This is a genomic window from Streptomyces sp. NPDC037054 (assembly GCF_055606745.1).
In genome coordinates this window covers 124,269-149,830 of sequence record NZ_JBVJSJ010000003.1, presented here as the reverse complement: position 1 = coordinate 149,830, position 25,562 = coordinate 124,269, and the positions used below count along the sequence as shown (strand labels likewise).

Below are 25,562 nucleotides of genomic sequence, written 5' to 3'. Positions count from 1 at the left end.
CGGGTGAGGGGTGCCCAGGGACGAGGATGCGATGCGCGGGGGCGGCTACCCGGTGCTCAGGCCGCCGGCACCCGCTGCGGGGCCGCGGAGGCCCATTCGAGGACGAGGCGCTGGTACTCCTCGCGCTGTTCGACGCTGAGTGTCCCGCCCGACCGGCGCCACAGGGCCCGGATCTCCTCGTTGACCTCGGCAGCCGATCGCTCGGAGGAGGGTTCAACAGTGGTGGACATGCTGTGAAGCATACGGCTCCGGAGGTGAAGACGCTGTGAGTAAGCACACGCAAAAGGGGCATATCGGACCGTGTCCCTGCTCACGTCCATGCGGACCTCCCGAGAGGGCAGTTGGCCGCTGTGACCGGGGAGTTCACGTCTGCCGCACGGGCCGGGCACCGGCTTCGGCGGTGCCCGGCGGGCGGTCCGGCGGTGCCCGGCGGGCGCGTCTGTCAGGTGCCGGGCTTGCGGCCGTACACGTACACGTCGTCGCCGGTCTTCAGCAGCGACCAGTACTTCTTGGCGTCGGTGGTGGTCATGTTCACGCAGCCGTGCGAGCCGGGCGGGTTCCACATGCTGAGGCTCGCCTGGTGGAAGGCCTGGCCGCCGTCGAAGAACTGGCTGTAGGGCATCGGCACGTCGTAGATGGTCGAGACGTGGTCGATGTTGCGCCAGTAGATCTTCTTCAGGCCGGTGCGGGTCTCGTAGCCGTCGCGCCCGGTGCGGACGGGGACCGGGCCGTACACGAGCCTGCTGCCGTCCTGGATCCAGCTGAGCTGGAGGGTGAGGTCCACGCAGGCGATGCGGCCCTTGTTCACCGGGCACTTGCCGGCCTTGTTGGGGTTCGTCCCGACGGCCTTCTGCTTGAGCATGAGGTCCATCACGCCCCAGGTGACCGGCCCGGCGTAGCCGATGTTGGGACGGATGCCGTGCTTGTTCTGGAAGGCCTGGATGGCCTTGCAGTCGGCGCTCGACTGCTTGCCGTCGACCGGCCGGCCCAGGAACTTCTCCACCTGCTTCTGGTACGGGCCGGCCGTCGTCGTGCAGCTCGCGGCCTGCGCCGGCGCGGCGCCGAGTGCGAGCGTGAGCGGTGTCACCAGGGCGGTCACCCCGAGGGCGACGACTCCTCTTCTGCGTATGTCCCCCATGGCCGTCATGCCTTTCGCGCGGAATGCTCGCAGCGGCTTCTGCGATGTCTGACAACTAGACCGGCGTCCGGCGCGATCGGTTGTGCCGCGGGCGGCGGCCGGTACGAAACGGTGACATTCCGCGGGCGCCCCGGCTCCGGGCCGACGCCCCGCGACTCACCCCTCGGGGTCGTCGAGCGCGCCCGCGGCTGCCGCGCGGAACCCGGCGTTGACGGCCGTGAGCCCGCCGTCGACGGTGAGGGAGGTGCCGGTGATCCAGGCCGCGTCGCGGGAGGCGAGGAAGGCGACGGCGGCGGCGATGTCCTCCGGCTGCCCGACCCGGCCGAGCGGATACAGCGCGCGCACCGCGTCCAGCTGGGCGTCGCGCCCCTGCCACGCCGGGGTGCGCACCGTGCCCGGCACGACCAGGTTGACCCGGACGCCCCGGGCGGCGGCGTGCCCGGCGAGGGTGCGGGTGAGGGAGGCGAGGCCGGCCTTGGCGGCGCTGTAGGCGTGGTTGCCGAAGTCCTGCACCGCGTTGACCGAGCCGATGCTCACGATCGCGCCGCGCCCGGAGGCCGCCAGGTGGGGCAGGGCGGCGCGGCAGCAGCGGTACGCGCCCGTCAGGGTGAGGTCGAGGTCGCGCGCCCAGGACTCGTCGGGCTCGTCCTCGAAGCGCGCGGCGTCGGGGCCGCAGTGGTAGGCGTTGTTGACCAGGACGTCGAGCGTGCCGAAGGCCTCGACGGCGCGGGCTACGGCCGCCTCGACGGAGGCCCGGTCGGCCACGTCGCAGCCGAACGCCTCGGCGGCGAGGCCGTGTTCGCGCAGGCCGCCCGCGGTCGCCCGGGCCGCGGGCAGGTCCACGTCCGTCACCAGCACCCGCGCCCCCTCCTCGGCGAACCGCCGCGCGGTGGCGGCGCCGATCCCGCGGGCGGCGCCGGTGACGAGAACTCCGTGGCCCGCAAAGCGTGTCGTGTCGGTCATGGGCCGACGGTACTGGCCCGGTGATCGGCGCGGCAGCCCCCGCGCGGGCGCCGCTCAGCGGTAGCCGGTGGTGTCCGCCGGGCGGCCGGGGTCCTGGACCTCGACGAGGTAGCGCCAGGCGTCGGGGCGGCTGCCGTCGAGGTCGGTGAAGCCGTACTCCTTCGCGAGGCCGCCGCTGGAGAGCGAACGGCCGTTCCAGCGCGCCACGTCCGGGTCGGCGGCGAGGGCGGCGACCGCACGGCCGACGTAGCGCGGGGTCTCGGAGATGGCGAAGTGCGGGACGCGTTCCAGCGCGTCGCGCCAGTTGTCCTCCCGTACGCCGAAGGTCTCCAGCATGATCTCCGAGCGCAGCCAGCCCGGGGTGAGCGCGACGGCGGTGGCGCCGCGCGGGCCGAGTTCGTGACCGAGGGCGAAGGCCATGCGCAGCACGGACGCCTTGGCGAGGTCGTAGAAGAAGCTCACGCGGTAGGTGTCGCGGTTGTACTCGGCGGTGCCGTCGGTGACTTCGACGACCAGCCCGCCGGGGTTGCGCAGCAGCAGGGGCAGGGCGTGGTGGCTGGTGATCGCATGGGTCTCGACGGCGAGCCTGAGCAGTCTCAGCCCTTTGTCGAGGTCGTGTTCCCAGACCGGGGTGTCCCACTGGAAGAGGTGTTCGCCGCCCCAGATGTCGTTGACGAGGACGTCGAGCCGGCCGTGTGCGCCGGCGACGCGGTCCACGAGGGCGCGGACCTGCTCGGGGTCGAGGTGGTCGGTGGGTACGGCGATGCCCCGGCCGCCGGCGGCGGTGACGAGGTCGGCGGTGTCCTCGACGGTCTCGGGGCGGTCGTACTCGGAGCGCCGCTCGCGCGTGCTGCGGCCGGTCACGTACACCGTGGCCCCGGCCGCGCCGAGTTCGACCGCGATCCCCCGTCCCGCGCCGCGTGTCGCCCCGGCGACCAGCGCGACCTTGTCCTTCAGCGGCAGTGGCATGTCCGACCTCCCGTACCCGGTGACCTTCGTTCAGTCACGAGGGTGGCGGGTAAGCCGGACATCCTCTGTCGCCATTTCGGGAGACGTCACCCGGACGTCACCCGGCCGGGCGTGCCTCCCGGGTCAGTGGCCCCGCTCGATCCACTCCTGGAGGTGCGGTGCCTCGGCGCCGACGGTGGTCGGGTCGCCGTGTCCGGTGAGGACCCTGGTCTCCGGCGGCAGGGTGAGCAGCCGGTCGCGGATCGAGTCGATGATCGTCGGGAAGTGGGAGTAGGAGCGTCCGGTGGCGCCGGGGCCGCCCTGGAAGAGGGTGTCGCCGGTGAACACGGCGCCCAGGCCCGGGCCGTAGAGGCAGACCGCGCCGGGCGCGTGCCCGGGGGTGTGCAGCACGGTCAGGTCGGCGCCGGCGGCCTCGATCACCTGCCCGTCGGCCAGGTGGGCGTCGGGGTCGCGGTCCGGGTGGGTCAGCTTCCACAGCGGGAGGTCGTCGGGGTGCAGCCAGATGGTGGCGCCGGTGCGGTCGGCGAGGGCGGGGGCCGCGCTCACGTGGTCGTTGTGGGCGTGGGTGCAGACGATCGCGGTCAGCCGTCGGTCGCCGACCGCCTCGGCGATGGCGTCGGCGTCGTGGGCGGCGTCGATGACGACCACCTCGCGGTCGTCGCCGACGAGCCAGACGTTGTTGTCGACGTCCCAGGTGCCGCCGTCGAGCGTGAACTGCCCGGAGGTGACGAGGCGTTCGATGCGGGCGGCCATCACAGCACCACCACCGAACGCAGCACGTCACCGGCGTGCATCCGCTCGAACGCCTTCTCCACCTCGTCCAGTTGGATGGTCTCGGTGACGAACGCGGCCAGGTCCAGGCGCCCCTGGAGGTGGAGGTCGATCAGCATCGGGAAGTCCCGGGACGGCAGGCAGTCCCCGTACCAGGACGACTTCAGCGAGCCGCCGCGCCCGAACACGTCCAGCAGCGGCAGCTCCAGCTTCATCTCCGGCGTCGGCACGCCGACCAGCACCACCGTGCCGGCCAGGTCGCGGGCGTAGAACGCCTGCCGGTAGGTCTCCGGGCGCCCCACCGCCTCGATCACGACGTCCGCGCCGAAGCCGCCGGTCAGTTCGCGGATCGCGTCGACGGCGTCCGTGGCACGGGAGTTGACCGTGTGCGTGGCACCCATCCCCCGGGCCGTCTCCAGCTTCCGGTCGTCGATGTCCACGGCGATGATCTTCGCCGCGCCGGCGAGGCGCGCTCCGGCGATCGCCGCGTCGCCGACACCGCCGCAGCCGATGACGGCGACCGTGTCGCCCCGTCCGACACCGCCGGTGTTGATCGCCGCGCCGATGCCCGCCATGACGCCGCACCCGAGCAGCCCCGCCACCTGCGGAGCCACCGCCGGGTCGACCTTGGTGCACTGCCCGGCGGCCACCAGCGTCTTCTCCGCGAACGCGCCGATGCCCAGCGCCGGGGACAGCTCCTGCCCCGTGGCGGCCAGCGTCATCCGCTGCTCGGCGTTGTGCGTGTCGAAGCAGTACCAGGGCCGGCCGCGCAGACAGGCCCGGCACTTCCCGCACACCGCGCGCCAGTTGAGGACGACGAAGTCGCCGGGCGCGACGTCCGTGACGCCCGCGCCGACCGACTCGACCACGCCGGCGGCCTCGTGGCCCAGCAGGAACGGGAAGTCGTCGCTGATCCCGCCCTGCTTGTAGTGCAGGTCGGTGTGGCAGACCCCGCAGGCCTGCACCTTCACCACCGCCTCGCCGGGCCCCGGATCGGGGATCACGATGGTCTCGATCCGTACCGGCTCGTCCTTGCCCGGTGCGATCACGCCGCGTACTTCCTGCGCCATGCTGCTGGCCCCTTCGTCCGTCCGTCGGATCCCTTCGAGCGTACGCGTGACTGATCGGTAACGGCACGCACCGGCCGGGCGCCGCGGGCCCCCGGCCTGGAAATTCCCCGGTCCCGTGGGCCCGTGCCACCGTAATCTGAGGGCTTCGCCCCGACTCCCGAGGAGAGCAGTGAGCACAGCAGAGACGGAGCCCGGCGCGCCCGCGTGGCGGCTGCTCCTCGGCTACGTGAGACCGCACCGCTGGGCCCTGCTCACGGGTGCCCTGCTGTCGCTGGTCACGGGCGCCACGGGCCTCGCGCTGCCGCTGGTGGCGCGGGAGCTGATCACCGACCTGTCGCGGGACCGCGCCATCACCGGGGCGCTGCTGCTCATGTCGGCGCTCGTGGTCGCCAACGCGGCGGTGGGGGCGCTGGGTTCGTACGTGCTGCGGCGCACGGCGGAGTCGGTGGTGCTCGGCGCGCGGCGGGCCCTGTCGTCGTATCTGCTGCGGCTCAAAGTCGCGGCGGTGGACCGCACCGAGCCGGGCGACCTGATGTCCCGCATCACCTCGGACACGACGCTGCTGCGCGAGGTCACCACCGACTCGCTGGTGGGCCTGGGCACGGGCGGGCTCACGCTGGTGGCGACCGTGGTCATGATGGGCCTGGTGGAGCCGGTGCTGCTGGGGGTCACGCTGGCGGTGATCCTGCTGGCGGGCACGATCCTCGGGGTGATCGTGCCGCGCATCAACCGGGCGAGCCGGCAGGCGCAGGACGCGGTCGGCGTGATGGGTGCCTCCCTGGAGCGGATCCTGGGCGCGCTGCGCACGGTGAAGGCGTCCGGCGCCGAGGACCGCGAGGAGCGCACGCTGCACGCGGCGGCCGAGGAGTCGTGGCGGCAGAGCGTGCGGGCCGCCAAGTGGTCGGCCGCCGCGGGCAACACGGCAGGGCTCGCGATGCAGTGCGCGTTCATCACGGTGCTCGCGGTGGGCGGCGCGCGGGTGGCGACGGGCGCCACCGACGTCGCCACGCTGGTGGCGTTCCTGCTGTACGTGTTCTATCTGATGTCGCCGATCCAGCAGGTCGTCGGCGCGATCACGCAGTACCAGACCGGGGCCGCGGCCCTGGCCCGCATCCAGGAGGCGCTGCGGCTGCCCGCCGAGCCGGCCGCCCGGCCCGCGCCGCTGCCCACGCCCGGCGCCGAGCCCGCGTCGGTCGCGTTCACCGACGTCCGCTTCCGGTACGCCGACGACCTTCCGTACGTCCACCACGGCGTGACGTTCACGGTGCCGGCGCGCGGCATGACGGCGTTCGTGGGGCCGTCCGGCGCGGGCAAGACGACCGTGTTCTCGCTCGTGGAGCGGTTCTACGACCCCGTCTCGGGCGTGATCACGCTGGACGGGCGGGACGTCGCCGAGTGGGAGCTGTCGGAGCTGCGGGCCGCCATCGGCTACGTGGAGCAGGACGCGCCGGTCCTGTCGGGCTCGCTGAAGGACAACCTGCTGCTGGGCAATCCGGAGGCGGACGACGACGCCGTCGCGCGGGTGGTGAAGACGACCCGCCTGGACGGTCTCGTCGCGCGGCTGCCGGACGGGCTCGACACGCTCGTGGGCCACCGCGGCACCCGGCTGTCGGGCGGCGAGCGCCAGCGGGTCGCCATCGCCCGCGCCCTGCTGCGCCGCCCCCGCCTGCTGCTGCTCGACGAGGCGACCTCGCAGCTGGACGCGGTGAACGAGGCGGCGCTGCGGGACACCGTCGCCGACGTGGCCCGTACGACGACCGTGCTGGTCGTCGCGCACCGGCTGTCCACGGTGACCATGGCCGACCGGATCGTCGTCCTCGACGCGGGCCGGGTCCGCGCCGTCGGCACGCACGCCGAGCTGGTGACCGGGGACCCGCTGTACGCGGAGCTGGCGGCGACGCAGTTCCTGGCGGCGGCGGACTGAGCCTTGGCCTCGGGACACGCGGCGAGGGGCCGCCCGGGCTGCGGGCGGCCCCTCGCGGGCGGTGGCGCCGGTCAGTACTCGACGGTGGGCACCAGGCCGGTGACCGGGGCGACGAGGTCGGTGACCTGGTGCAGCTCGTTGAGCCGGTTCAGCTCGCTCACCTTGTTGAGCTCGGCCAGCTGCGCGGAGGGCCGGGGCATCTCGTCCTTGTGCTCCTCGGGGAGGTCGGCGACCGCCAGCGAGTCGAGCGTCGTGATCGGGTTCAGCCGCCCGGCGTCCTGAACCGCCCCGTCGGCCGCGCCCGCCGCCGGCGCGGCGAGTCCGGCGAACCCGGCGGCGAGACCAACGGCGGCGACGATACGTCGTGTTGAGATCATGCTTTCAGCAACGGCGGCGGGCCGCTTCCGGACACGGGCGCGGGGCCGGGCTCACCCGACAGGCGGAGCCGTCCGGCTGCGCTTGCCGCGGACCCGGGGGCGGAGGAGGCTCGTAGACGGGGCCCTGGGCGGCCCGGAACGGTCGGGCCGCGGCCCCCGGAGGAGGTCACCATGGGCACCGCGGCAGGCCCCGGCTTCGACACCGAAGCGCTGCGCCGGGGCATCGAGGAACACACGGCGGCGACCCTCGCGTCGCTCTACGCCGACGACGCCGAACTGCGCATCGTCGACCACAACACGCAGCCCAGCAGCCCGAAGGTGCTGCGCGGCCGGGACGAGATCACCGAGATGCTCGACGACGTCTACGGCCGGGACATGACGCACAAGCTGGAGCAGTGCGTCGTCCAGGGCGACCAGGCCGCGTTCACCGAGTCGTGCCGGTACGCGGACGGCACACGCGTCCTGGCCGAGTCGATGGTGACGCTGCGGGACGGCAAGATCGTCGGGCAGACGATGATCCAGGCCTGGGACGAGTAGCCCGGACGGGACACCTCGGCGGGAAAAGTTGTCGTGTCCGCGGTCTTGTGGTGCGGCACGACCTCTCCTTACTTTTCAGTAAGTTGAGACATGAGCAGTGCTCAGTTTTCCCGCCGTGCGTGTCCCGAGAAGGGAGCAGTCCTTGCCTGCCCTCAGCCCCAGGCACCTGTGCTCCATAGCCGCCGCCCTCGCCCTGACCGCCGCCGTCCCCGCGACCGCCCAAGCCGCCCCGGCCGACTCCGCGGCCCTGCGCGAGGTGCTGTTCGTCGGCAACAACTGGGACGGCACCGCCGATGTCGTCGAGTCCAAGGGGGACTTGGCGAGGATCGGCCGGATCGACGTCGTGCCGGACAAGGCGGAGCGCCTCGCGGAGATCAGGGCCGACCCGATCAAGTGGATCTACTTCACGGCCATCCGCAACAGCGTCGGCGAGGGCCACGACCAGTTCGTGGACGACATGTACTCCACGCCGGACGGCACGTCGGTGGTGGTGTCGCGGCCGAGCTTCGCCGACGTCGTCTCCCTCGACCTCGCCACCGGACGGATCAACTGGCGCTTCCCCGTGGACGGTTACCGCTCCGACCACATGGCCCTCTCCCCGGACGGCACGCGGGTCGCGGTCTCCGCGTCGACCGCGAACACCGTGCACGTGCTGGACATCGCCACGGGCCGGCAGCTCGGGAAGTTCGCCACGGGCGACAAGCCGCACGAGAACGTGTTCAGCAAGGACGGCACATACCTCTGGAACATGTCCATCGGCGAGGTCAACACCGCGCTGGACGCCCCCTGGCTGGACTGGACGAAGGGCGACCGGCGCATCACGGTCGTGGACGCGACGACGTACCGGCAGGTCAGGACCGTCGACATGCGGGAGCGGCTCGACGCGGCGGGGCTGGAGGACCACTCCGACGCGGTGCGCCCGGCGGTGTTCTCGCCCGACGAGTCGAAGCTGTACTTCCAGGTGTCGTTCTTCAACGGCTTCCTGGAGTACGACGTCGCCTCCGACCGGATCACGCGGGTGAAGACGCTGCCGAAGAACCCGGCGACGAGCGAGGACCGCACGACCTGGGTCAACGACTCGCGCCACCACGGCATGTCGATGAGCCCGGACGGCACGAAGCTGTGCGTCGCGGGCACGATGGACGACTACGCGACCGTCGTGGACCGGGCCACCCTCCAGGAGGGTCCGCTCGTCACCGTGTCCAAGCCCTACTGGGCGACGGTCAGCGGCGACGGACGCAGCTGCGTCGTCTCCGAGAGCGGCGCCGACCGGGTCACGGCCATCGACTTCGCCACCGGGGAGAAGACGGCGTCCGTGCCCGTCGGCGACCACCCGCAGCGGGTCCGGCTCGGTCACGTCCAGCGCGACTGGACGGGCCCGGCCGGCGGCTGACGGCCGGGGCCCTCGCGCCCGGCGGGGACGCGCCGGGTGGTCAGCCGCCCACCCGGCGCGTCACGTTCAGCAGGTACTCCTTGCGGTTCAGCGGGTTGTGGTCGGTGCGCGGGCGGCAGGGCACCGTGCCGTGCGTGACCGGCGCGTACTCCTCGAAGGCGCTCTCCAGCTCCCCCTCGCCGCGGGTCAGCGCCGGCAGCCGCTGCTCCAGCCCGTGCACCCGGGCCGCGGGCACCGTGCCCTGGAGGATCCCGGTGTCCCCGCGCGTGACAGTCGTGCGCGGCACGGCGCCGAGCGCGGCCAGCACCGGCAGGAGCGCGCCGAGCGTGTCCACCGGCGCCTCCAGGCGGAAGCGGTGCAGCGGCTCGTGGACCCGGGTGCCGGCGCGGCGCAGCGCCTCGATCAGCACGAGCGGGGTGAGCCCGCGGAAGTCGGCGCCGGTGCTGGACATGCTCTTGTCGAAGCCCTGGTGGGCGTGGCTCTGCCGGGGCGAGTAGCCGCTGTGGGTCATGGTGACCGTGCAGTCGGTGACCCGCCAGCCGTACAGGCCCTGTCCGAGGGTCTCGCGGACGCTGTCCTCGACGGCCTTGAAGAAGGCGTACGGCATGGCTCCCAGCTCGACCTCCAGCCGGAAGTCGACGCCGGAGCCGACGGGTGCCGGGTCGACGCGCAGGCCGACGGTGGCGAGGAAGGGGTTGCCGTCCTTCTTGTTGAACTCCACGGCCGCGCCGGTGCCGAGAGGCCGTTCGACGCACAGCGGCGTGGTCTCCCGGAAGGTGACGTCGAGGCCGTACTCGTCGGCGAGCGTGGCCTGGACGACTTCCTTCTGCACCTCGCCGTACAGGGACACGGAGGTCTCCTGCCGCACCTCGTCGTGGCGCAGGTCGATGAGCGGGTCCTGCTCGGCGAGCAGGGTGAGCGCCCGGTGCAGGGCGCGCCGGTCGGTGTCCGGTGCGGGGACGACGACGGTCTCCAGGGTCGGTGGGGCGAAGAAGCGTCGCGCTCCGGCGCGGGGCTCGCCGACGGCGTCGCCGATCGTCGCGTCCGTCAGGCCCCACAGCCGGGCGATGCGCCCGGCCGGGACCGCGTCGGCACGGGTGTCCGTGGCGTGGTCGAAGACGCTGATCGCGGTGACGCGGCCCTCGGCGCGCGCGTCGCCGTACGGCACCCGGTCGCGGACGCGGAGGGTGCCGGAGAACATCCGGACGTAGGCCACCTTCTCCCCCGCCGGGCCCCGCTCCACCTTGAAGACGGTGCCGGAGACGGGGCCCCGGGGGTCGCCGTCGGCGCTGGGCAGCAGGTCGCGGACGCCGGACAGCAGCGCGTCGATTCCGGCGCCGGTGAGGGCCGAGCCGAAGTACACCGGGTGGACCAGGGCACGCCGGGTCTGGTCGGCGAGGGCGGTCCGCAGCCGGTCGCCGGTGAGGGCCCGCTCCGGGTCCGCCAGGTACGCCGCGAGGAGGGCGTCGTCGTGCTCCGCGAGGACCTCCGGCGCGGTCGGCGGCAGGCCCGGCGTGAAGCGGGCGTCGCGGGTGCCGAGCCGGGCGGTGGTGCCCATGGGCACGATGTGCGGGGTGAGCCGGTCGGCGACGGCCCGCAGCACCTCGTCGTGGCGGGCTCCGCGCCGGTCGATCTTGTTGACGAAGAGCAGGGTCGGGATGCGCAGCCGGCGCAGCGTCCGCATCAGGATCCGGGTCTGGGCCTGGACGCCCTCCACGGCGGAGACGACCAGCACGACGCCGTCGAGGACGCCGAGGACCCGTTCCACCTCGGCGATGAAGTCCGGGTGGCCGGGGGTGTCGATGAGGTTGACCGTCCGGCCGTCGAGCGGGAAGGAGACGACGGCGGACTTGATGGTGATGCCGCGCCGGCGTTCCAGCGCGAGGGTGTCGGTCCGGGTGTTCCCGGCGTCGACGCTGCCGATCTCGTCGACCGCGCCGACGGTGTGCAGGAGCCGTTCGGTCAGGCTCGTCTTACCCGCGTCGACGTGCGCGAGGATTCCCAGGTTGAGCAAATGCACGAAGCGTCATGTCCTTCGGGGAGTGGGGTGTTCCTTCCTGGGGGGACATGAACGTTCCGCGCATCGCTCGCTCCTTGGATCCTTGGAACCGACGGCTCCGGGTCCGTGCAGTGCAGCAGACAGCGACCGAGGACTCAATGGATTAACGGTCAACCAAGGCGCGCCGCAGCGCTCGCCGCCGCACCGGACCCGACCTGGAGTGACGTGCGTCGTGTCCGGCCGGCCGCCTTGGTGAGAGGAGACGGCGATGCGTGACATCCTCCCGGCGCTGGACGCGTGGTACGCGGCCGGCTCCCCCTTCGGGCTCGCGACGGTCGTCGGCGTCAGCCGCAGCGCCCCGCGCGACCCGGGCGCGGCGATGGCCGTGGGCCCCGGCGACGAGGTGGTCGGCAGCGTGTCGGGCGGCTGCGTCGAGGGAGCCGTCTTCGAGCTGGCCCGGGAGGTGGTGGCGAGCGGCGAGGCCCGCCTGGAGACGTTCGGGTACAGCGACGAGGACGCCTTCGCGGTCGGGCTGGCCTGCGGCGGCGAGATCACCCTGCTGGTGCGCCCGGTGACCCCGGCCGCCGACGGGTGGTTCGGGGCGGTGGCCGAGTCGGTCGCCGCGGGCGACCCGGTGACCGTGGCGACGGTGACCGACGGCCCGGCGCCGCGCGGCGCGACCCTCGCGGTGTGGCCGGACCGGGTGGCGGGCACTCTCGGCGCGGAAGGGCTGGACGCGGCGGTCACGGCGGACGCGCGCGGCGAACTCGCCCTCGGCGCCACGGGCCTGAGGCACTACGGCCCGCACGGCGAGCGGCGCGAGGACGCGGTCGGCGTCTTCCTGCACTCGTTCGCGCCGCCGCCGCGCATGCTGGTGTTCGGCGCGATCGACTACGCGGCGGCGGTCGCCCGCGTCGGTGACTTCCTCGGCTACCGGGTGACCGTCTGCGACGCCCGCCCGGCCTTCGCCACCCCCAAGCGGTTCCCGCCCGGCGTCGACGTGGTCGTGGACTGGCCGCACCGCCACCTCGCGGCCACGGACACCGACGAGCGCACCGTGATCTGCGTCCTCACCCACGACCCGAAGTTCGACGTGCCGCTGCTGGAGGTGGCGCTGCGCCGGCCCGCCGCGTACATCGGCGCGATGGGCAGCCGCCGTACGCACGAGGACCGGCTCGCCCGGCTGGTCGGGGCGGGGCTGTCCGACGGCGAACTCGCCCGGCTGCGCTCCCCCGTGGGCCTCGACCTGGGCGCACGGACACCGGAGGAGGTCGCGGTGTCCGTCGCCGCCGAGATCATCGCGCTGCGCTGGGGCGGCAGCGGAGCCCCGCTGACGGCGACCCGGGGCCCCGTCCATCCGGCGGGTCCGGCGTGACCGGGATCCTCGCGGGGGACGATCAGCGCGATTGCGGGTGTGCGCCGGCGTCCACCGGGTAGGCGCCGATCAACGAACGAGGCATGCATGCCCTCGCCCCCTCGACGAGCGGGAAGGAGGTCCGTTGACAGCGCACAGACGCCGCGACCGGGCCGCCTCCCACGGGGCGGCCCGGTCCTACGTCCCGGCAGGCCGACGGCGCGGCAGCCGGTGCAGCTCCACGTCGGTCAGGCGGCCGCCGGTGATCGTCGCCGTCATGTAGGTGCAGTGGGGCTGCCGGCGGCGGTCGGTCGGCGAGCCGGGGTTCAGCAGGCGCAGCCCGGTGGGGGCCGTGGTGTCCCAGGGGATGTGGCTGTGGCCGAAAACGAGGACGTCGAGCCCCGGGAAGCGCGCCGCGCAGCGCGCCTCCCTGCCCTGCGCGGGGCCGGTCTCGTGGACGGTGGCGAAGCGCAGGCCGTCCAGCTCGGTGTACGCGATCTCGGGGAGCCGGGCGCGCAGCTCGGGTCCGTCGTTGTTGCCGTACACGCCGACCAGCCGGCGGCAGCGGCTCTCCAGCAGGTCGAGGGTCGCGGTGTCGACCCAGTCCCCGGCGTGGAACACGACGTCGGCGTGCGGCAGCTCGGCCAGGAGCGGCGCGGGCAGTTCCCCGGCGCGCTTGGGGAGGTGGGTGTCCGACATCAGCAGCAGGCGCACGTGCACAGCGTAGAGGGCGGGGCACCCGTCCCCCGGGAGCCGGACGCGGGCCGCCCCGGCGACACGATCACGAAATCGGCGTTAACCCCCGTGATCCGTAAGGACAACGCTCGTTGGGGTTAGCATCAGGCCATCGCACCAAACCCGCATGTTTTCGGCAAGCTACCCAGGGGGGCCCGAAGCCCGATGCCGGTCAAGGTCAGCGTCATCGTCCCGGTTTTCAATCCGGGTACCTACATCGAGGACTGCATCACCTCGCTGCAGAGGCAGTCCCTGCCGCCCGACGAGTACGAAGTGATCTTCGTCGACGACGGCTCCACCGACGCCACCCCCGCCCGGCTCGACGCCCTCGCCGCAGAGGACCCGCGCGTGCGGGTCATCCACCAGGAGAACTCCGGCTGGTCGGGCAGGCCGCGCAACGTCGGAATCGACGCCGCCCGGGGCGAGTTCGTGATGTTCGTCGACAACGACGACTACCTCGGCGACGAGGCGCTGGAGCGGATGTACGACTACGGCGTCGCCAACGGCGCCGATGTGGTCGTCGGCAAGATGGCCGGGCAGGGCCGCGGCGTTCCGGTGGAGCTCTTCCGCCGCAACCACCCCCGCGCCACCGTCGAGAACGCGCCGCTGATCGACAGCCTGACCCCGCACAAGATGATCCGCCGCGAGTTCCTGGAGCGCACCGGACTGCGCTTCCCGGAGGGCCGGCGGCGCCTGGAGGACCACGTCTTCGTCGCGGAGGCGTACCTGCGCGCGGACAACGTCTCGGTGCTCAGCGACTACGTCTGCTACTACCACCTCAGGCGGGACGACGGCTCCAACGCGGGCTTCGAACGCTTCGACCCCGTCGGCTACTTCAAGAACCTCCGCGAGGCCCTCGACGTCGTCGAGAAGTACACCGAGCCGGGCAAGGTCCGCGACAGACTCTTCCGGCGCTGGCTGCGCGTGGAGATGGTCGAGCGGCTGCGCGCCCGGCGCTTCCTCAAGCTGCCCGACGACTACCGCCGGGAGCTGTTCCGCGAGATCCACCAGGTCGTCGTCGAACGCTTCGGGCCCGGCGTCGCCGTCGGACTCCAGCCGACGCAGCAGGTGGTCGCGGCACTGACCGCCGCCGACCGGTACGACGACGTCGTGGCGTTCGCCGAGTGGGAGGCCGACGTCAAACCGCTGACGGTCCCCGGCACGATCGAGTGGCACGGCGACGCGCTGCACGTCGCGTTCACCGCCGAATACGCGTGCGGGCGGGAGCCGATGACGTTCCCCGCCCAGGCCGAGTCCGCGACGCTGGAGGACACCCCGAAGGACGTCGCGGACGCGATCGCGTGGGTGGAGGCCCAGACCGCCGCGCGGTTCCAGCAGGCCACCGCCGACCTGCTGCTGAAGGAACGCGCCAGTGCCGCCCAGTACTTCCAGCCCGTGACGTTCACGCGTGAGACCGTCCCGGCCGGCGGGGACGGCCGGGTGCGGCTGCAGTTGCGGGCCACGGCGACCGTGGAACCGGCGGCGCTGCCGGACGACGGCGTGTGGGACGCGGTCGCCCGCGTGAAGCTCGGCGGCTGGACCAAGGAGATCCGCCTCGGTCCGGTGACGCGCGCCGCCGCTCCCGGGCCCGCCGCCGGGCCGGTGGCCGTCGTCGGCGGCCGTGCCGTCCGGCCGTACTGGACCGAACCGCACCGCAATCTGTCGCTGGACGTGGGTGCGGGCGGCAAGTGGCTCGGCCTGAGCGGCGCGCGGATCTCCGTCGCCGCCGGCCGGCTCAGCGCCGCCGTACCGCTGCACGTGACCGCCGCCGGCGAGGTGCCGCTGCTGCTCGCCTGCGCCGCACGGTCCCTGGAAGTGCCCGCCACGCTCACCCCCGGCGCCGACGGCGCGCTGATCGAGGCCGAACTGCCCGCGGCGGAGCTGTCCGACGGCGCCCTGTGGCGGATGGCGGTGTGCGTCGCGCCGGACGCCGCCGAGCGGCGCTTCCACCGGCTGCCGCTCGCCGTGCGCGTCGGGCCGGAAGGGATCGAGACGGTACGGGCGCCGCGCCCCGGCCTGCTGCTGCGGCTGGCGCGCAAGGCGCGGCGGGTGCTGAGCGCCGCGCGGGGCAGGGTGAAGGGCCGCGTCGCGGCGGGGAGGGTGTGACATGCGACCGCTGGGGATCGAAGGCGCGTGGATCCTGGAGCCGAAGGTGTTCCCGGACGACCGGGGCAGCTTCCACGAGTGGTACCGGGGCGAGGAGTTCCGTGAGGCCACCGGCTACGACCTGGGCGTGATGCAGGCCAACTGCTCGGTGTCCCGCCGGGGCGTGCTGCGCGGGGTGCACTTCGCCGACGTGCCGCCCGGTCAGGCCAAGTACGTCACGTGCGTGCGCGGCGCCGTCCTGGACGTGGTGATCGACCTCCGGGAGGGCTCGCCCGGCTTCGGCCAGTGGGAGGCGGTGCGGCTGGACGACGACACGCGGCACGCGGTGTTCCTCGCCGAGGGCCTCGGGCACGCCTTCCTCGCGCTCACCGACGACGCCACCGTCGTCTACCTGTGCTCCACCGGCTACGCCCCGGAGCGTGAGCACGGGCTGCACCCGCTGGACCCCGAGCTGGGCATCGAATGGCCCGAGGGGATCACGCCGGTGCTGTCCCCGAAGGACACCGAGGCGCCGACGCTGGCGGAGGCCCGGCAGGCGGGTCTGCTGCCCTCGTACGAGGCCTGCCGCACGTGGTACTCCCACCTGCGCGGCAGGCCTCTCGAGGACTGAACCGGAGGTCGGCGGCCGGCCGGGGGTCGGCCGCCGACCGGGGGTCGGCCGCCGACCGGGTCAGCGGCTGACGCCGACCTGATCCAGGGCCTGTCGCAGCGGCTCCCAGCCGCGGGAACGCGACAGGCCCATGTTGCGGGCCCGGACGAGACGGCCCCAGAAGCCCGCCTCCAGCAGCGCCTCCGGCGGCACGGCACCGGCCCGCTCCAGGATGGCCTCCGGCACCTTCTGCGGGTCCGGGACGAGGTACTCCTCGAGGATCTCTTCATACTTGTCCTGGAGCACCGTGTTCGTCGGGTCGGCGCCGAACACCACGAGCTGCCCCGTCGGCTGGGTGTCGACCTGGACCGTCACCAGGTCGGGCCGGTGGCGCGCGAGGACCTCGATGATCTTGTAGACGTCGCCCGTCCACGCTCCGGTGTGCCGGTCGCGGGCCGCCTCGTCGACGTTGCGCGGCAGCATGTCGTCGAAGACGATGACGCTGCCCCAGTCGGAGTGCTTCTCGATGTTGATGAAGTCCCGCAGCGCGAACTCGAACAGGTGCATGCCGTCGATGAACGACAGGTCCAGCGTGGTGCGGCGCCAGTAGCCGATGGGGCTGCGGCCTCGGCGCAGGTTGCGCAGCGGGTGCCGGCCGCCCTTGAGGTGCTGGAGCGGATTGTCACGGGCGAAGAAGTCGTCGCTGGTGGCCTTCACCAGGTGGACGTCGCACTTGATCTCCGACACCACCTTGAAGGCGGGGTCGACCGCGATGCTGGGGACGCGGGACAGGCGCAGGCTGCGACCGTCGTTGACGCCGATCTCCAGGTAGTTGCGGTTGGCGCTGACCTTGTGCAGTTCCCGGAGGAACTCATGGCGTTTCACGAAGGGGACTCTCCTTGCGGATCCTGGGCAGTGCTTCGTGCAGGGCGGCGCGCCAGTCGCGCGGCGCGGGCAGGCCGATCTCCTGCCAGCGGCCGTGCGCGAGCGCGCTGTAGGCGGGGCGCGGTGCGGGCCGGGGGAAGGCCGCGCCGGTGGTCGGGTGGACCCGGTCCGGGTCCGCGCCTATGAGGCGGAACACCTCCCGGGCCAGTTCGTACCAGCTCGCCTCGCCCGAGCTGGTGGCGTGGAAGACGCCGCTCGCCCCGCCGGCCAGCCGGGGGCCGAGGTCGGCGATGCGGGCGGCGACGTCCGCGCTCCAGGTCGGTTGTCCACGCTGGTCGTCCACGACGTCGACGGTGGGCCGGGAGGCCTCCAGGTCGATCATCGTGCGGACGAAGCTGCGGCCGTGGACGCCGTAGAGCCACGCGGTGCGCACGACGGCGCCCGCCCCGGGGAGTTCCTCCAGTACGGCCTGTTCACCGGCGAGTTTGGTGCGGCCGTAGGCGGTGCGCGGGGCGGTCGGGTGGTCCTCCGGGTAGGGGGTGGTACGGGTGTCTCCGGAGAAGACGTAGTCGGTGGAGACGTGGATCAGCCGCGCGCCGTGCTCGGCGCAGGCGCGGGCGAGCAGCCGCGGGCCCTCGCCGTTGATCAGCAGCGCCCGCTCCTCGTCGGTCTCGGCGTCGTCGACGGCGGTGTACGCGGCGCAGTTCACGACGAGGCCGGGGCGGTGCGCGGCGAGCGCCGCGTCGAGGGCGGCGGAGCCGGTGATGTCGAGGGCGGCGCGGTCCAGGCCGGTGACGTCCTCGCCGCGTGCGGTGAGTTCGGTGACGACGTCCTGGCCGAGCATGCCGCCCGCGCCGGTGACGAGCCACTTCATGCGCGCTCCTCGGCGACGCGCCGCTTGAGGGGCTCCCACCAGCCGCGGTTGTCCCGGTACCAGGCGACGGTGGCGTCGAGGCCGGCGGCGAAGTCGTGCCGGGGGCGGTAGCCGAGTTCGTCGCGGGCCTTGCTCCAGTCCACGGAGTAGCGCAGGTCGTGGCCCTTGCGGTCGGCGACGTACTCGACGCTGTCCCAGTCGGCGCCGCAGGCCTCCAGCAGCAGTCCGGTCAGTTCCCTGTTGGTCAGCTCGGTGCCGCCGCCGATGTTGTAGATCTCGCCGGGGCGGCCCTTGGTGCGGACGAGGTCGACGCCGTGGCAGTGGTCGTCGACGTACAGCCAGTCGCGGACGTTGAGGCCCTCGCCGTACAGCGGGACCTTCTTGCCGTCGAGGAGGTTGGTGACGAAGAGCGGGATGACCTTCTCGGGGAACTGGTGCGGCCCGTAGTTGTTGGAGCAGCGGGTGACGCGCACGTCCAGGCCGTGGGTGTGGTGGTAGGCCAGGGCGAACAGGTCGGAGGACGCCTTGGAGGCGGAGTACGGGGAACTGGGGTCGAGCGGGTACTCCTCGGTCGCCGAGCCGGACTCGATCGAGCCGTAGACCTCGTCCGTGGACACGTGCACGAACGGTTCGACGCGGTGCCGCAGGGCGGCGTCGAGGAGGGTCTGCGTGCCGACCACGTTGGTGAGGACGAAGTCGGCGGCGGTGAGGATGGAGCGGTCCACGTGGGACTCGGCCGCGAAGTGGACCACTTGGTCCGCCTGGGACATCAACTTCTCGACGAGTTCGGCGTCGCGGATGTCGCCCTGCACGAACTCCAGGCGGGGATGGTCCAGTTCGAGGTTGTCGAGGGTGCCCGCGTAGGTGAGCTTGTCCAGCACGGTGATCCGCGGCGCGTCGGGCGCGTCGGACTCGAGGAGGGTGCGGACGTAGCGCGAGCCGATGAAGCCGGCGGCGCCGGTGACGAGGAGGTTCATGTGTGGATCTGCACCTTGCTGTGGTCGCCGAGGACGAGACGGTGGGCGCTGGGCACGCTGGGCGCCGGGGTCACCTCGGCGTGCCGGCCGATCAGTGAGGACTCGATCCGGCCCACTCCGTGGATCGAGGAGTCCCGCAGCACGATGGAGAACTCCAGCTCGCTGTCGGTGATACGGCAGTTCTCCGCGATGGACGTGTACGGCCCGACGTAGGAGTCGCTGACGACCGATCCGGCGCCGATCACGACGGGGCCGACGACGCGGGAGTTGACGATCCTCGCGCCCTCCTCCAGGATCACGCGTCCGATGGTTTCGGAGGCGTCGTCCACCTCTCCGTCGATGCGGCGCTCCATGCCCTCCAGGACCGTGCGGTTCACCTCGAGCATGTCGACGACGTTGCCGGTGTCCTTCCAGTAGCCCTTGATGACCGTGCAGCGCACGTCGGCGCTGTGGTCGATCAGGTGCTGGATGGCGTGGGTGATCTCCAACTCGCCGCGCCAGGAGGGTTCGATGGACCGGACGGCCCCGTGGATGGCGGGCGTGAACAGGTACACGCCGACCAGCGCCAGGTCGCTCTTGGGGTTCTCCGGTTTCTCCTCCAGGCCGATCACCTGCCCGGCGGCGTCCAGTTCGGCGACGCCGAAGGCGCGGGGGTCGGCGACGCGCGTCAGGAGGATCTGGGCGTCGGGTCGGTTGGCGCGGAACTCCTCGACGAGGTCGGTGATGCCGCCGACGATGAAGTTGTCGCCGAGGTACATCACGAAGTCGTCGTCGCCGAGGTACTCCCGGGCTATCAGCACGGCGTGGGCCAGGCCGAGAGGGCGCTCCTGCGGGATGTAGGTGATCTTCAGGCCGAACTTCGATCCGTCGCCGACCGCTTCTTCGATCTCCGCGGCCGTGTCGCCGACGATCATCCCGACATCGGTGATGCCGGCGTCGGCGATGGATTCGAGCCCGTAGAAGAGCACCGCCTTGTTGGCGACGGGGACGAGTTGTTTGGCCGAAGTGTGCGTGATCGGCCTCAACCGCGTGCCGGCGCCACCGGACAGTACGAGAGCCTTCATCTGGTTCACCTTAGCCGCGATCTCGGCTGAAGTGTCGGGATCTGGCCGGTTTCCTGCGACGATCGATCGGCTGAATTCTTGGTGACGCCGGTTGCCGCGGCGGGGTCAGTCCTCGCCCCGCACGATGTTGCCCTCCGCGACCCCGTCGGTCCCGCGCGGCCCGCCCCGTTCGGCGACGGCGGGTATCCAGGTGCGCAGGACGTTCTCGCCCTTGAGGCGGCGGGCCCTCGACCATCCGGTCTCGGGCCGGCGTACGACTGTCTTCTGGTGCGACTGCGCGATCACGGCGCCTCGACTTCCCTTCCGCTTCCGTCAGTTGTTCCGTGACAGGGACACGAGTGTTCGCGTCCCGGAGTGCCTTGGGGTGGCCGCCTCAGGTGTTGGGGCGGGCCGCGCTGATGTCGCCGAGCGCGGAGCCGGGGTCGCGCTCCATGGCGAGGTCGGCGAGGGAGACGACGCCGACCGGGCGGCCGTCCTCGACGACGGGCACGCGGCGCACGGCGTGCTCCCGCATCAGCGCCGTCACGCGGTCCAGGTCGTCGTCCGGTGCCACCGTCACGACCTCGGTGTCGCTGCACGCGCCCGCCACGGTGGTCTGCTCGGGGTCGCCGCCCTCGGCGACGGACCGCACCACCAGGTCGCGGTCGGTGACCAGGCCGCGCAGCCGGTCGCCGTCGGTGACGAGGACGGCCCCGACGTCCCGGTCGCGCATGGTGCGGGCCACCGCGGCGACGGACGCCTGCGGTTCCACGGTCACCGGCGCGCCGGTCATGATGTCGCGCACGTGCTGCGTCATGGTCTGCTCACCGCCCTGCTCCACCGGCCCGGCTCCGGTCGTTCGGGGGACCGCCGCCGGCCGTCAGAGGGGGCGGGTACCCGGGAACGCGCCGTACGCACCTGCGGTCGCGCCGCGGGCGGGCGTCATCCGATCGCGACCTCGCTCCACACCTGCTTGCCGCCGCTGACCGGCACGGCCCCCCAGGCCGCCGACACGGCCTCCACCAGCAGGATGCCGCGCCCGCCGGTCGCCTCCCAGCCGATGCTGGTGGGCTTGACCGGGGTGCGGGGCGAGGCGTCGGCGACCGCGACCCGCACCCGGCCGTTGACCAGGGTGAGATCGAGGCGGACCTGGCCGCCGGTGTGCGCGAGGGCGTTGGTGACGAGCTCGGACACCACGAGGAGGACGGTGTCGATCTCCCGCGTCACGCCCCAGGCGCGCAGGGTGCGACGGGTGAAGCGGCGCGCGTGCCGCACGGCCTCGGGGACGCGCCACACGGTCCAGCTCTCGCGCTGCGGGCGGCGGGCCATGCCGTCGAAGCGCACCAGCAGCAGGGCGACGTCGTCGCCGCGTCCGGCGTTGCCGAGCAGGGCGTCGGCGACGAGTCCGAGGTGGGCGGGGTCGGAGACGGCCAGTTCGTGGGCGAGGCGGTCCATGCCGGTGTCGATGTCGGTCTCGGGCGTCTCCACGAGCCCGTCGGTGACCAGGGCGATGACCGTGCCGGGCCGCAGCCTGAGCGGGCTCATCGGGAACTCGGCCTGTGCGGTCACGCCGAGCGGCGGGCCGCCCTCCGCCTCCGCGATCTCCGTGCCGCCGCCGGGGTGGCGCAGCACCGGCGGCAGGTGACCGGCGCGCACGCACCAGGCGGTGCCCTCCTCCATGTCGATGTCGACGTAGGCGCAGGTCGCGAAGAGGTCGGTCTCCATCTCCGTCAGCAGGCGGTTGGCGTGCGAGACGACCACGTCCGGCGGGTGTCCCTCGGTGGCGTAGGCGCGCAGGGCGGTGCGCATCTGGCCCATGAGGGTGGCCGCGGCGGCGCTGTGGCCCTGCACGTCCCCGATGACGAGGGCCACGTGGTTGTCGACGAGCGGGATGACGTCGTACCAGTCGCCGCCGAGTTCCAGCCCGGCGGTGCTGGGCAGGTAGCGGGCGACGGCGACCGCGCCGGGGAGTTTCGGCAGGCGGCGCGGCAGCAGCTGGCGTTGCAGCATGCCGACCAGTTCGTGCTCGGCGTCGAAGGCGTGGGCGCGCATCAGGGCCTGGCCGGCGAGTCCGGCGGAGGCGGTGAGCAGGGCGCGCTCGTCGGGGCCGAAGTCGTGCGGGGCGTCCCAGCCGATCAGGCAGGCGCCGGCCATGCGGCCCCCGGCGGGCAGCGGCAGCACGGCGAGGCCGCCGGGGCCGACCTCGGCGAGGGCCGGTTCCAGGGCGGTTCCCGCGGGCCAGATCGCGGCGCGCCCGTCGCGCAGGGCGGCGGCGAGGGTGGGCATGGCGCGCACCGGCGCGTCGGGCCACTCGGTGCGCCACTCCAGCCGCCACAGCTCGGGCCACGACTCGGGTTCGGGCGGGTCGAGGACGGTGACGACGAGCCGGTCGCCCTCCAGTTCCGCCAGCGCGATGCGGTCGGCGTGCAGCGGGGCGCGCAGCGCGGACACGACGGCCTGGCTGACGTCGCGGACGGTGCCCGCGGTGGCCAGGGCGGCGGCCAGGCGCTGGACGCGGGCCACATCGGTGACGTCGGCGCGCGTCTTGGAGGCGTCGACGACGGTGCCGACGAGCCGCGCCGGCCGGCCGTCGCCGCCGGGTACGAGCCGGCCGCGCAGCCGCAGCCACCTGGGCGGGCCGTCCGGCTGGAGGACGCGGAACTCAAGCTCGCGGTCGCCGATCGACATGTGGTCGGCCTCGACCACGGACATCAGGGAGGGCAGGTCCTCGGGCACGGTCAGGCCGAGGAGCGTCTCGACCCGGCCGTCGAAGCGGGCGCGGTCCATGCCGAACAGGTCGAGGAGGTCGTCGCCGACCTCGACCCGGCCGCTGTCCATGGCGAGGCTGAAGGCGTTGGAGGGAAGTTCCTCGCCGTCGGCGGTCGCGGCCGGGGCGGACCAGACGACGGCCTCGGCGATGAGTTCCAGGCACTTGCGTTCGTCGGTGTCGAAGCCGCCCGGGGACTCGCTGACGGCGAGGAGGCCGCCGGTGCGCTCGCCGAGCAGGGGCAGCGCGCCGACGAAGAACTCCCGGGACGGCACCCGCCGCGAGTCGGCCGAGTCGGCGAGTTCGGCGGGGCACAGCCACACGGCCTGCCCGGCGCGGTGCGCGTCGGCCACCGGGGAGTGCCCGGCGAGCGGGTAGCTGTCGCGGACGCCGTACAGGGTCCTCGGCACGCCGGCGGACTCCACCAGGCACAGCAGTTCGGGGTCCTCGCCGGGGGTGTAGACGGCGACGAAGGCCGCGCCCGCGAAGACCAGGGCCTGCTCCAGGACGCGGCGCGTCCGTTCGGGTGAGGCGGGGGCCGCGGCGAGGGTTCTGAGGGCCGTTTCGGCACGCAGTACCGTCGCTCCGCGTCCCGCCGCGTCCTCACTGGCCACGCCGTCATTACAGCGCCAATCCCGCGCCCGCGCAGCCCCTGCGGACGTTCCGTCCCGGCCCCGTGGCCGTTCCCGGCGGCATGGGCCGGGGGTCGGGGGTAGGCGACGGCGCACGGGGGCGCGTGTACCCCCGCCCCGTATGGCCCGCGTGCGGGCCGGTCCCGGGTGGTCACCCGTTCGTGGTGCGGGACGGGGGCGGGGGAGGGAGATTTGATGCCTGGACCGTCGCGTGGCCCGGTGAGGAGGTGGTCGGCGTGCCGGACGGACCGTCACGGTCGCAGACCCCGGCGCACCCGCCGGCGCCGCTCGGCCGGCCCCTGCTCTCCCTGGCGCTGGCGTCGATGATGGACGAGGTGCACGCGCACTCGGGCGCCGTGTACCTGCTGGCGCCGGACGAGCCGGTGCTGGAGATGGCCGTGATGGCGGGGCTGCCCCGGGTGTTCGCGGCGCCGTGGGAGCGGGTGGGGCTGGGCGCGCCGGTCCCGGTCGCCGAGGCGCTGCGCGAGCGGCGGCTGGTGTGGGTGGGCGGCGAGGAGGAGATGGCGCGGCGCTTCCCGCGCGTCGCGATGGTGCTGCCGTATCCCTTCGCGCTGGCGGCGCTGCCGGTGGCGACCGCGTCCCGGGCGTACGGCTCGGTCTTCTTCACCTGGCCCGGCTCGCATCCGCCGGAGCTGTCGGACCGGGAACGCGCGCATCTGCGGGCGGGCTGCGAACGGCTCGCGCTGCGTCTGCAGCGGGCGGCCGAGGAGAACCGTCCGGTGCATCCCGAGCCGGATCTGCTGGCCGAGCCGGCGGTGCGGGGCGCGGCCCACACGCTGGGGTCGGTGGAGGCGGCGCGGATGGCGGCGCGGCTGCCGTACGGGCTGTGCTCGCTGGATCTGCACGGCAGGGTGACGTTCGCCAACGCGGCGGCGGCGGAGCTGATGGGCGCGCAGGTCAGTGAGCTGCTGGGCACCCAGTTGTGGGTGGCGGTGCCGTGGCTCAACGACCCGGTGTACGAGGACCGGTACCGGGCGGCGCTGATCAGCCAGCACACGACGTCGTTCGTGGCGCTCCGGCCGCCCGGGGACTGGCTGTCGTTCCGGCTGTTCCCGAGCACGACCGGGCTGAGCGTGCGCATCAACCGGGCCCGGGCGGTGACGGAGCTGAACCAGACGGCGCAGCGCCACGCCGGACCGTCCCGGCTGGTCACCATCACGCAGGTGCTCTCGCTGGCCAGCGCGCTGACGGAGGCGGTGAGCGCGCAGGACGTGGTGCAGCTGGTGGCGGACGACATCGCCCCGGCCGTGGGCTGCAACGCGCTGGTCGTGCTCGGTTCCCGGGCGGGGCGCATGCACGTGCTGGGGCACCGCGGGTATCCCGACGCGCGGATCGTGGAGCAGCACGACGGGACGCTGCTGAGGGAGCGGACGCCGGGCACGCAGGTCCTGAGGACGGGCGTGCCGGCGTTCCTGGAGTCGCAGGAGGAGCTGGAGCGGCTGTATCCGGCGCGGCGCGAGACCCCGGACGGCAACGCGGCGTGGGCGTACCTGCCGCTGATCGCCTCGGGGCGACCGGTGGGCACCCTCGTGCTGGCGTACGCCGAGCCGCATCCGTTCCCGGCGGACGAGCGGGCGGTGCTGACGAGCCTGGGCGGCATGATCGCGCAGGCCCTGGAGCGGGCCCTGCTGTACGACGCGAAGCACCGGCTGGCGCACGGGCTGCAGGCCGCGCTGCTGCCGCACTCGCTGGCGCCGCTGCGGGGCTTCGACACGGCGGCCCGCTATCTGCCGGCGACGCAGGGCATGGACATCGGGGGCGACTTCTACGACCTGGTGCCGGTGTCATCCGGGATGGCGGCGGCGGTGATCGGGGACGTGCAGGGGCACAACGTGACGGCGGCCGGTCTCATGGGGCAGCTCCGCACGGCGGTGCGGGCGTACACCGCCGTGGGGCAGGCGCCGGAGGAGGTGATGTCCAGTACCAACCGGCTGCTCATCGACCTCGGCTCCGACCTCTTCGCGAGCTGTCTGTATCTGCGGCTCGACCGGGAGCGGGGGCGGGCCGTGATGTCCCGCGCGGGTCACCCGCCGCCGCTGCTGCGACGCCCGGACGGGCGGGTGCGGGTGCTGGACCTGGCGGGCGGTCCGCTGCTGGGCATCGACGCGTCGGCCTCGTACCCGACGACGGAGGTCGACCTCTCCCCCGGCAGTCTGCTGGTCCTCTACACCGACGGGCTGGTGGAGTCGCCCGGCGTGGACTTCGAGGAGGCGCTCGCGGCGCTCGGCCGCCGGCTGTCCGACGCCGGGGACGTGCCCCTGGACGAACTCGCCGACGCCCTCGTGAGCGGGAACGCGCACGAGGGGGAACGGCTCGACGACATCGCCCTGTTGCTGCTGCGCGCCCGGGGCGAGGGGTGAGGGCCGGTCCGGTCCTCCCGCCGAGGAGCCGGACCGGCCACCGCCCGGCCGGAACCGCGGGTGTTGGCCGGGCGGTGC

23 protein-coding genes are annotated in these 25,562 nt (G+C 73.2%); 7 read left to right on the top strand and 16 right to left on the bottom strand.

What is annotated here, in order from left to right; all coding sequences use genetic code 11:
* Window positions 1–56: 56 nt before the first annotated feature.
* The 6 genes from ACZ7D7_RS09275 to ACZ7D7_RS09250 form a co-directional block, all read right to left on the bottom strand.
* Window positions 57–242: a hypothetical protein gene (locus tag ACZ7D7_RS09275; RefSeq protein ID WP_470823354.1), complete on the bottom strand. Its 186-nt coding sequence runs from the start codon at window positions 240–242 to the stop codon at window positions 57–59.
* A 200-nt stretch (window positions 243–442) separates the two neighbouring features.
* Window positions 443–1,138: a L,D-transpeptidase family protein gene (locus tag ACZ7D7_RS09270; protein ID WP_470823353.1), complete on the bottom strand. Its 696-nt coding sequence runs from the start codon at window positions 1,136–1,138 to the stop codon at window positions 443–445.
* A gap of 156 nt (window positions 1,139–1,294) precedes the next feature.
* On the bottom strand, window positions 1,295–2,101 hold the full coding sequence (locus ACZ7D7_RS09265; RefSeq protein WP_470823352.1) for an SDR family NAD(P)-dependent oxidoreductase: 807 nt from the start codon (window positions 2,099–2,101) through the stop codon (window positions 1,295–1,297).
* Between the two features lie 54 nt (window positions 2,102–2,155).
* The gene (locus ACZ7D7_RS09260) at window positions 2,156–3,070 is read right to left on the bottom strand and encodes an SDR family oxidoreductase (RefSeq protein WP_470823351.1); all 915 of its coding nucleotides are present in this window, start codon (window positions 3,068–3,070) and stop codon (window positions 2,156–2,158) included.
* A gap of 123 nt (window positions 3,071–3,193) precedes the next feature.
* Window positions 3,194–3,823, bottom strand: a complete 630-nt coding sequence (locus ACZ7D7_RS09255; RefSeq protein ID WP_470823350.1) for an MBL fold metallo-hydrolase — start codon at window positions 3,821–3,823, stop codon at window positions 3,194–3,196.
* Window positions 3,823–4,911 carry an S-(hydroxymethyl)mycothiol dehydrogenase gene (locus ACZ7D7_RS09250; protein ID WP_470823349.1) on the bottom strand — a complete coding sequence of 363 codons (1,089 nt, stop codon included), beginning with the start codon at window positions 4,909–4,911 and terminating at the stop codon, window positions 3,823–3,825. The genes ACZ7D7_RS09255 and ACZ7D7_RS09250 overlap by 1 nt, the downstream gene beginning before the upstream one ends.
* 169 nt (window positions 4,912–5,080) lie before the next feature.
* Here ACZ7D7_RS09250 and ACZ7D7_RS09245 point away from each other — a divergent pair, with 169 nt between their 5' ends.
* Complete coding sequence (locus ACZ7D7_RS09245; RefSeq protein ID WP_470823348.1) at window positions 5,081–6,835, top strand: ABC transporter ATP-binding protein; 1,755 nt, start codon at window positions 5,081–5,083, stop codon at window positions 6,833–6,835.
* 71 nt (window positions 6,836–6,906) lie between these two features.
* On the opposite strand, the gene ACZ7D7_RS09240 is transcribed toward ACZ7D7_RS09245, so the two are convergent.
* On the bottom strand, window positions 6,907–7,212 hold the full coding sequence (locus ACZ7D7_RS09240) for a hypothetical protein (RefSeq protein WP_470823347.1): 306 nt from the start codon (window positions 7,210–7,212) through the stop codon (window positions 6,907–6,909).
* A 171-nt stretch (window positions 7,213–7,383) separates the two neighbouring features.
* On the opposite strand from ACZ7D7_RS09240, the gene ACZ7D7_RS09235 reads away from it, so the two are divergent.
* Together ACZ7D7_RS09235 and ACZ7D7_RS09230 are read left to right on the top strand one after the other, a co-directional pair.
* Complete coding sequence (locus ACZ7D7_RS09235; RefSeq protein ID WP_470823346.1) at window positions 7,384–7,749, top strand: nuclear transport factor 2 family protein; 366 nt, start codon at window positions 7,384–7,386, stop codon at window positions 7,747–7,749.
* Between the two features lie 142 nt (window positions 7,750–7,891).
* A complete protein-coding gene (locus tag ACZ7D7_RS09230; protein WP_470823345.1) occupies window positions 7,892–9,142 on the top strand; it encodes a YncE family protein in 1,251 nt (416 codons plus the stop codon).
* 40 nt (window positions 9,143–9,182) lie between these two features.
* On the opposite strand, the gene ACZ7D7_RS09225 is transcribed toward ACZ7D7_RS09230, so the two are convergent.
* The gene (locus ACZ7D7_RS09225; protein WP_470823344.1) at window positions 9,183–11,162 is read right to left on the bottom strand and encodes a GTP-binding protein; all 1,980 of its coding nucleotides are present in this window, start codon (window positions 11,160–11,162) and stop codon (window positions 9,183–9,185) included.
* Between the two features lie 247 nt (window positions 11,163–11,409).
* Here ACZ7D7_RS09225 and ACZ7D7_RS09220 point away from each other — a divergent pair, with 247 nt between their 5' ends.
* A complete protein-coding gene (locus ACZ7D7_RS09220) occupies window positions 11,410–12,516 on the top strand; it encodes an XdhC family protein (RefSeq protein ID WP_470823343.1) in 1,107 nt (368 codons plus the stop codon).
* Window positions 12,517–12,693: 177 nt separating this feature from the next.
* On the opposite strand, the gene ACZ7D7_RS09215 is transcribed toward ACZ7D7_RS09220, so the two are convergent.
* Window positions 12,694–13,209 (bottom strand): metallophosphoesterase family protein, encoded by a 516-nt coding sequence (locus tag ACZ7D7_RS09215; RefSeq protein WP_470823342.1) that lies wholly within the window; start codon window positions 13,207–13,209, stop codon window positions 12,694–12,696.
* A gap of 186 nt (window positions 13,210–13,395) precedes the next feature.
* Between ACZ7D7_RS09215 and ACZ7D7_RS09210 the strand changes: the two genes are divergently transcribed.
* Window positions 13,396–15,336 (top strand): glycosyltransferase family 2 protein, encoded by a 1,941-nt coding sequence (locus tag ACZ7D7_RS09210; RefSeq protein ID WP_470823341.1) that lies wholly within the window; start codon window positions 13,396–13,398, stop codon window positions 15,334–15,336.
* Between the two features lies 1 nt (window position 15,337).
* The gene (gene rfbC, locus ACZ7D7_RS09205; RefSeq protein WP_470823340.1) at window positions 15,338–15,946 is read left to right on the top strand and encodes a dTDP-4-dehydrorhamnose 3,5-epimerase; all 609 of its coding nucleotides are present in this window, start codon (window positions 15,338–15,340) and stop codon (window positions 15,944–15,946) included.
* Window positions 15,947–16,006: 60 nt separating this feature from the next.
* Here the strand turns inward: rfbC and ACZ7D7_RS09200 are convergent, their stop codons facing one another.
* The 7 genes from ACZ7D7_RS09200 to ACZ7D7_RS09170 all read right to left on the bottom strand — a co-directional run bounded on the left by ACZ7D7_RS09200 (window position 16,007) and on the right by ACZ7D7_RS09170 (window position 23,085).
* A complete protein-coding gene (locus ACZ7D7_RS09200) occupies window positions 16,007–16,810 on the bottom strand; it encodes a class I SAM-dependent methyltransferase (RefSeq protein ID WP_470823339.1) in 804 nt (267 codons plus the stop codon).
* On the bottom strand, window positions 16,797–17,684 hold the full coding sequence (gene rfbD, locus ACZ7D7_RS09195) for a dTDP-4-dehydrorhamnose reductase (protein ID WP_470823338.1): 888 nt from the start codon (window positions 17,682–17,684) through the stop codon (window positions 16,797–16,799). The genes ACZ7D7_RS09200 and rfbD overlap by 14 nt, the downstream gene beginning before the upstream one ends.
* Window positions 17,681–18,661 carry a dTDP-glucose 4,6-dehydratase gene (rfbB, locus tag ACZ7D7_RS09190; RefSeq protein WP_470823337.1) on the bottom strand — a complete coding sequence of 327 codons (981 nt, stop codon included), beginning with the start codon at window positions 18,659–18,661 and terminating at the stop codon, window positions 17,681–17,683. The genes rfbD and rfbB overlap by 4 nt, the downstream gene beginning before the upstream one ends.
* Window positions 18,658–19,725 carry a glucose-1-phosphate thymidylyltransferase gene (locus ACZ7D7_RS09185; protein WP_470823336.1) on the bottom strand — a complete coding sequence of 356 codons (1,068 nt, stop codon included), beginning with the start codon at window positions 19,723–19,725 and terminating at the stop codon, window positions 18,658–18,660. The genes rfbB and ACZ7D7_RS09185 overlap by 4 nt, the downstream gene beginning before the upstream one ends.
* Window positions 19,726–19,830: 105 nt before the next feature.
* Entirely contained in the window at window positions 19,831–20,010 is a 180-nt protein-coding gene (locus tag ACZ7D7_RS09180; protein ID WP_470823335.1) for a hypothetical protein, read from the bottom strand.
* Window positions 20,011–20,098: 88 nt separating this feature from the next.
* On the bottom strand, window positions 20,099–20,521 hold the full coding sequence (locus ACZ7D7_RS09175; protein ID WP_470823334.1) for a CBS domain-containing protein: 423 nt from the start codon (window positions 20,519–20,521) through the stop codon (window positions 20,099–20,101).
* Window positions 20,522–20,646: 125 nt separating this feature from the next.
* The gene (locus ACZ7D7_RS09170) at window positions 20,647–23,085 is read right to left on the bottom strand and encodes a SpoIIE family protein phosphatase (protein ID WP_470823333.1); all 2,439 of its coding nucleotides are present in this window, start codon (window positions 23,083–23,085) and stop codon (window positions 20,647–20,649) included.
* 245 nt (window positions 23,086–23,330) lie between these two features.
* On the opposite strand from ACZ7D7_RS09170, the gene ACZ7D7_RS09165 reads away from it, so the two are divergent.
* Window positions 23,331–25,484, top strand: a complete 2,154-nt coding sequence (locus tag ACZ7D7_RS09165; protein WP_470823332.1) for a SpoIIE family protein phosphatase — start codon at window positions 23,331–23,333, stop codon at window positions 25,482–25,484.
* Window positions 25,485–25,562: the final 78 nt, after the last annotated feature.

Excerpts from the sequence above, each read along its gene's own strand:
- ACZ7D7_RS09260 (WP_470823351.1), bottom strand. The coding sequence starts at position 3,070 with ATGCCACTGCCGCTGAAGGACAAGGTCGCGCTGGTCGCCGGGGCGACA.
- rfbC (WP_470823340.1), top strand. The coding sequence starts at position 15,338 with ATGCGACCGCTGGGGATCGAAGGCGCGTGGATCCTGGAGCCGAAGGTG.
- ACZ7D7_RS09175 (WP_470823334.1), bottom strand. The coding sequence starts at position 20,521 with ATGACGCAGCACGTGCGCGACATCATGACCGGCGCGCCGGTGACCGTG.
- ACZ7D7_RS09270 (WP_470823353.1), bottom strand. The coding sequence starts at position 1,138 with ATGGGGGACATACGCAGAAGAGGAGTCGTCGCCCTCGGGGTGACCGCC.
- ACZ7D7_RS09275 (WP_470823354.1), bottom strand. The coding sequence starts at position 242 with ATGCTTCACAGCATGTCCACCACTGTTGAACCCTCCTCCGAGCGATCG.
- ACZ7D7_RS09240 (WP_470823347.1), bottom strand. The coding sequence starts at position 7,212 with ATGATCTCAACACGACGTATCGTCGCCGCCGTTGGTCTCGCCGCCGGG.
- ACZ7D7_RS09255 (WP_470823350.1), bottom strand. The coding sequence starts at position 3,823 with ATGGCCGCCCGCATCGAACGCCTCGTCACCTCCGGGCAGTTCACGCTC.
- ACZ7D7_RS09250 (WP_470823349.1), bottom strand. The coding sequence starts at position 4,911 with ATGGCGCAGGAAGTACGCGGCGTGATCGCACCGGGCAAGGACGAGCCG.
- ACZ7D7_RS09265 (WP_470823352.1), bottom strand. The coding sequence starts at position 2,101 with ATGACCGACACGACACGCTTTGCGGGCCACGGAGTTCTCGTCACCGGC.
- rfbB (WP_470823337.1), bottom strand. The coding sequence starts at position 18,661 with ATGAACCTCCTCGTCACCGGCGCCGCCGGCTTCATCGGCTCGCGCTAC.
- ACZ7D7_RS09210 (WP_470823341.1), top strand. The coding sequence starts at position 13,396 with ATGCCGGTCAAGGTCAGCGTCATCGTCCCGGTTTTCAATCCGGGTACC.
- ACZ7D7_RS09185 (WP_470823336.1), bottom strand. The coding sequence starts at position 19,725 with ATGAAGGCTCTCGTACTGTCCGGTGGCGCCGGCACGCGGTTGAGGCCG.
- ACZ7D7_RS09220 (WP_470823343.1), top strand. The coding sequence starts at position 11,410 with ATGCGTGACATCCTCCCGGCGCTGGACGCGTGGTACGCGGCCGGCTCC.
- ACZ7D7_RS09235 (WP_470823346.1), top strand. The coding sequence starts at position 7,384 with ATGGGCACCGCGGCAGGCCCCGGCTTCGACACCGAAGCGCTGCGCCGG.
- rfbD (WP_470823338.1), bottom strand. The coding sequence starts at position 17,684 with ATGAAGTGGCTCGTCACCGGCGCGGGCGGCATGCTCGGCCAGGACGTC.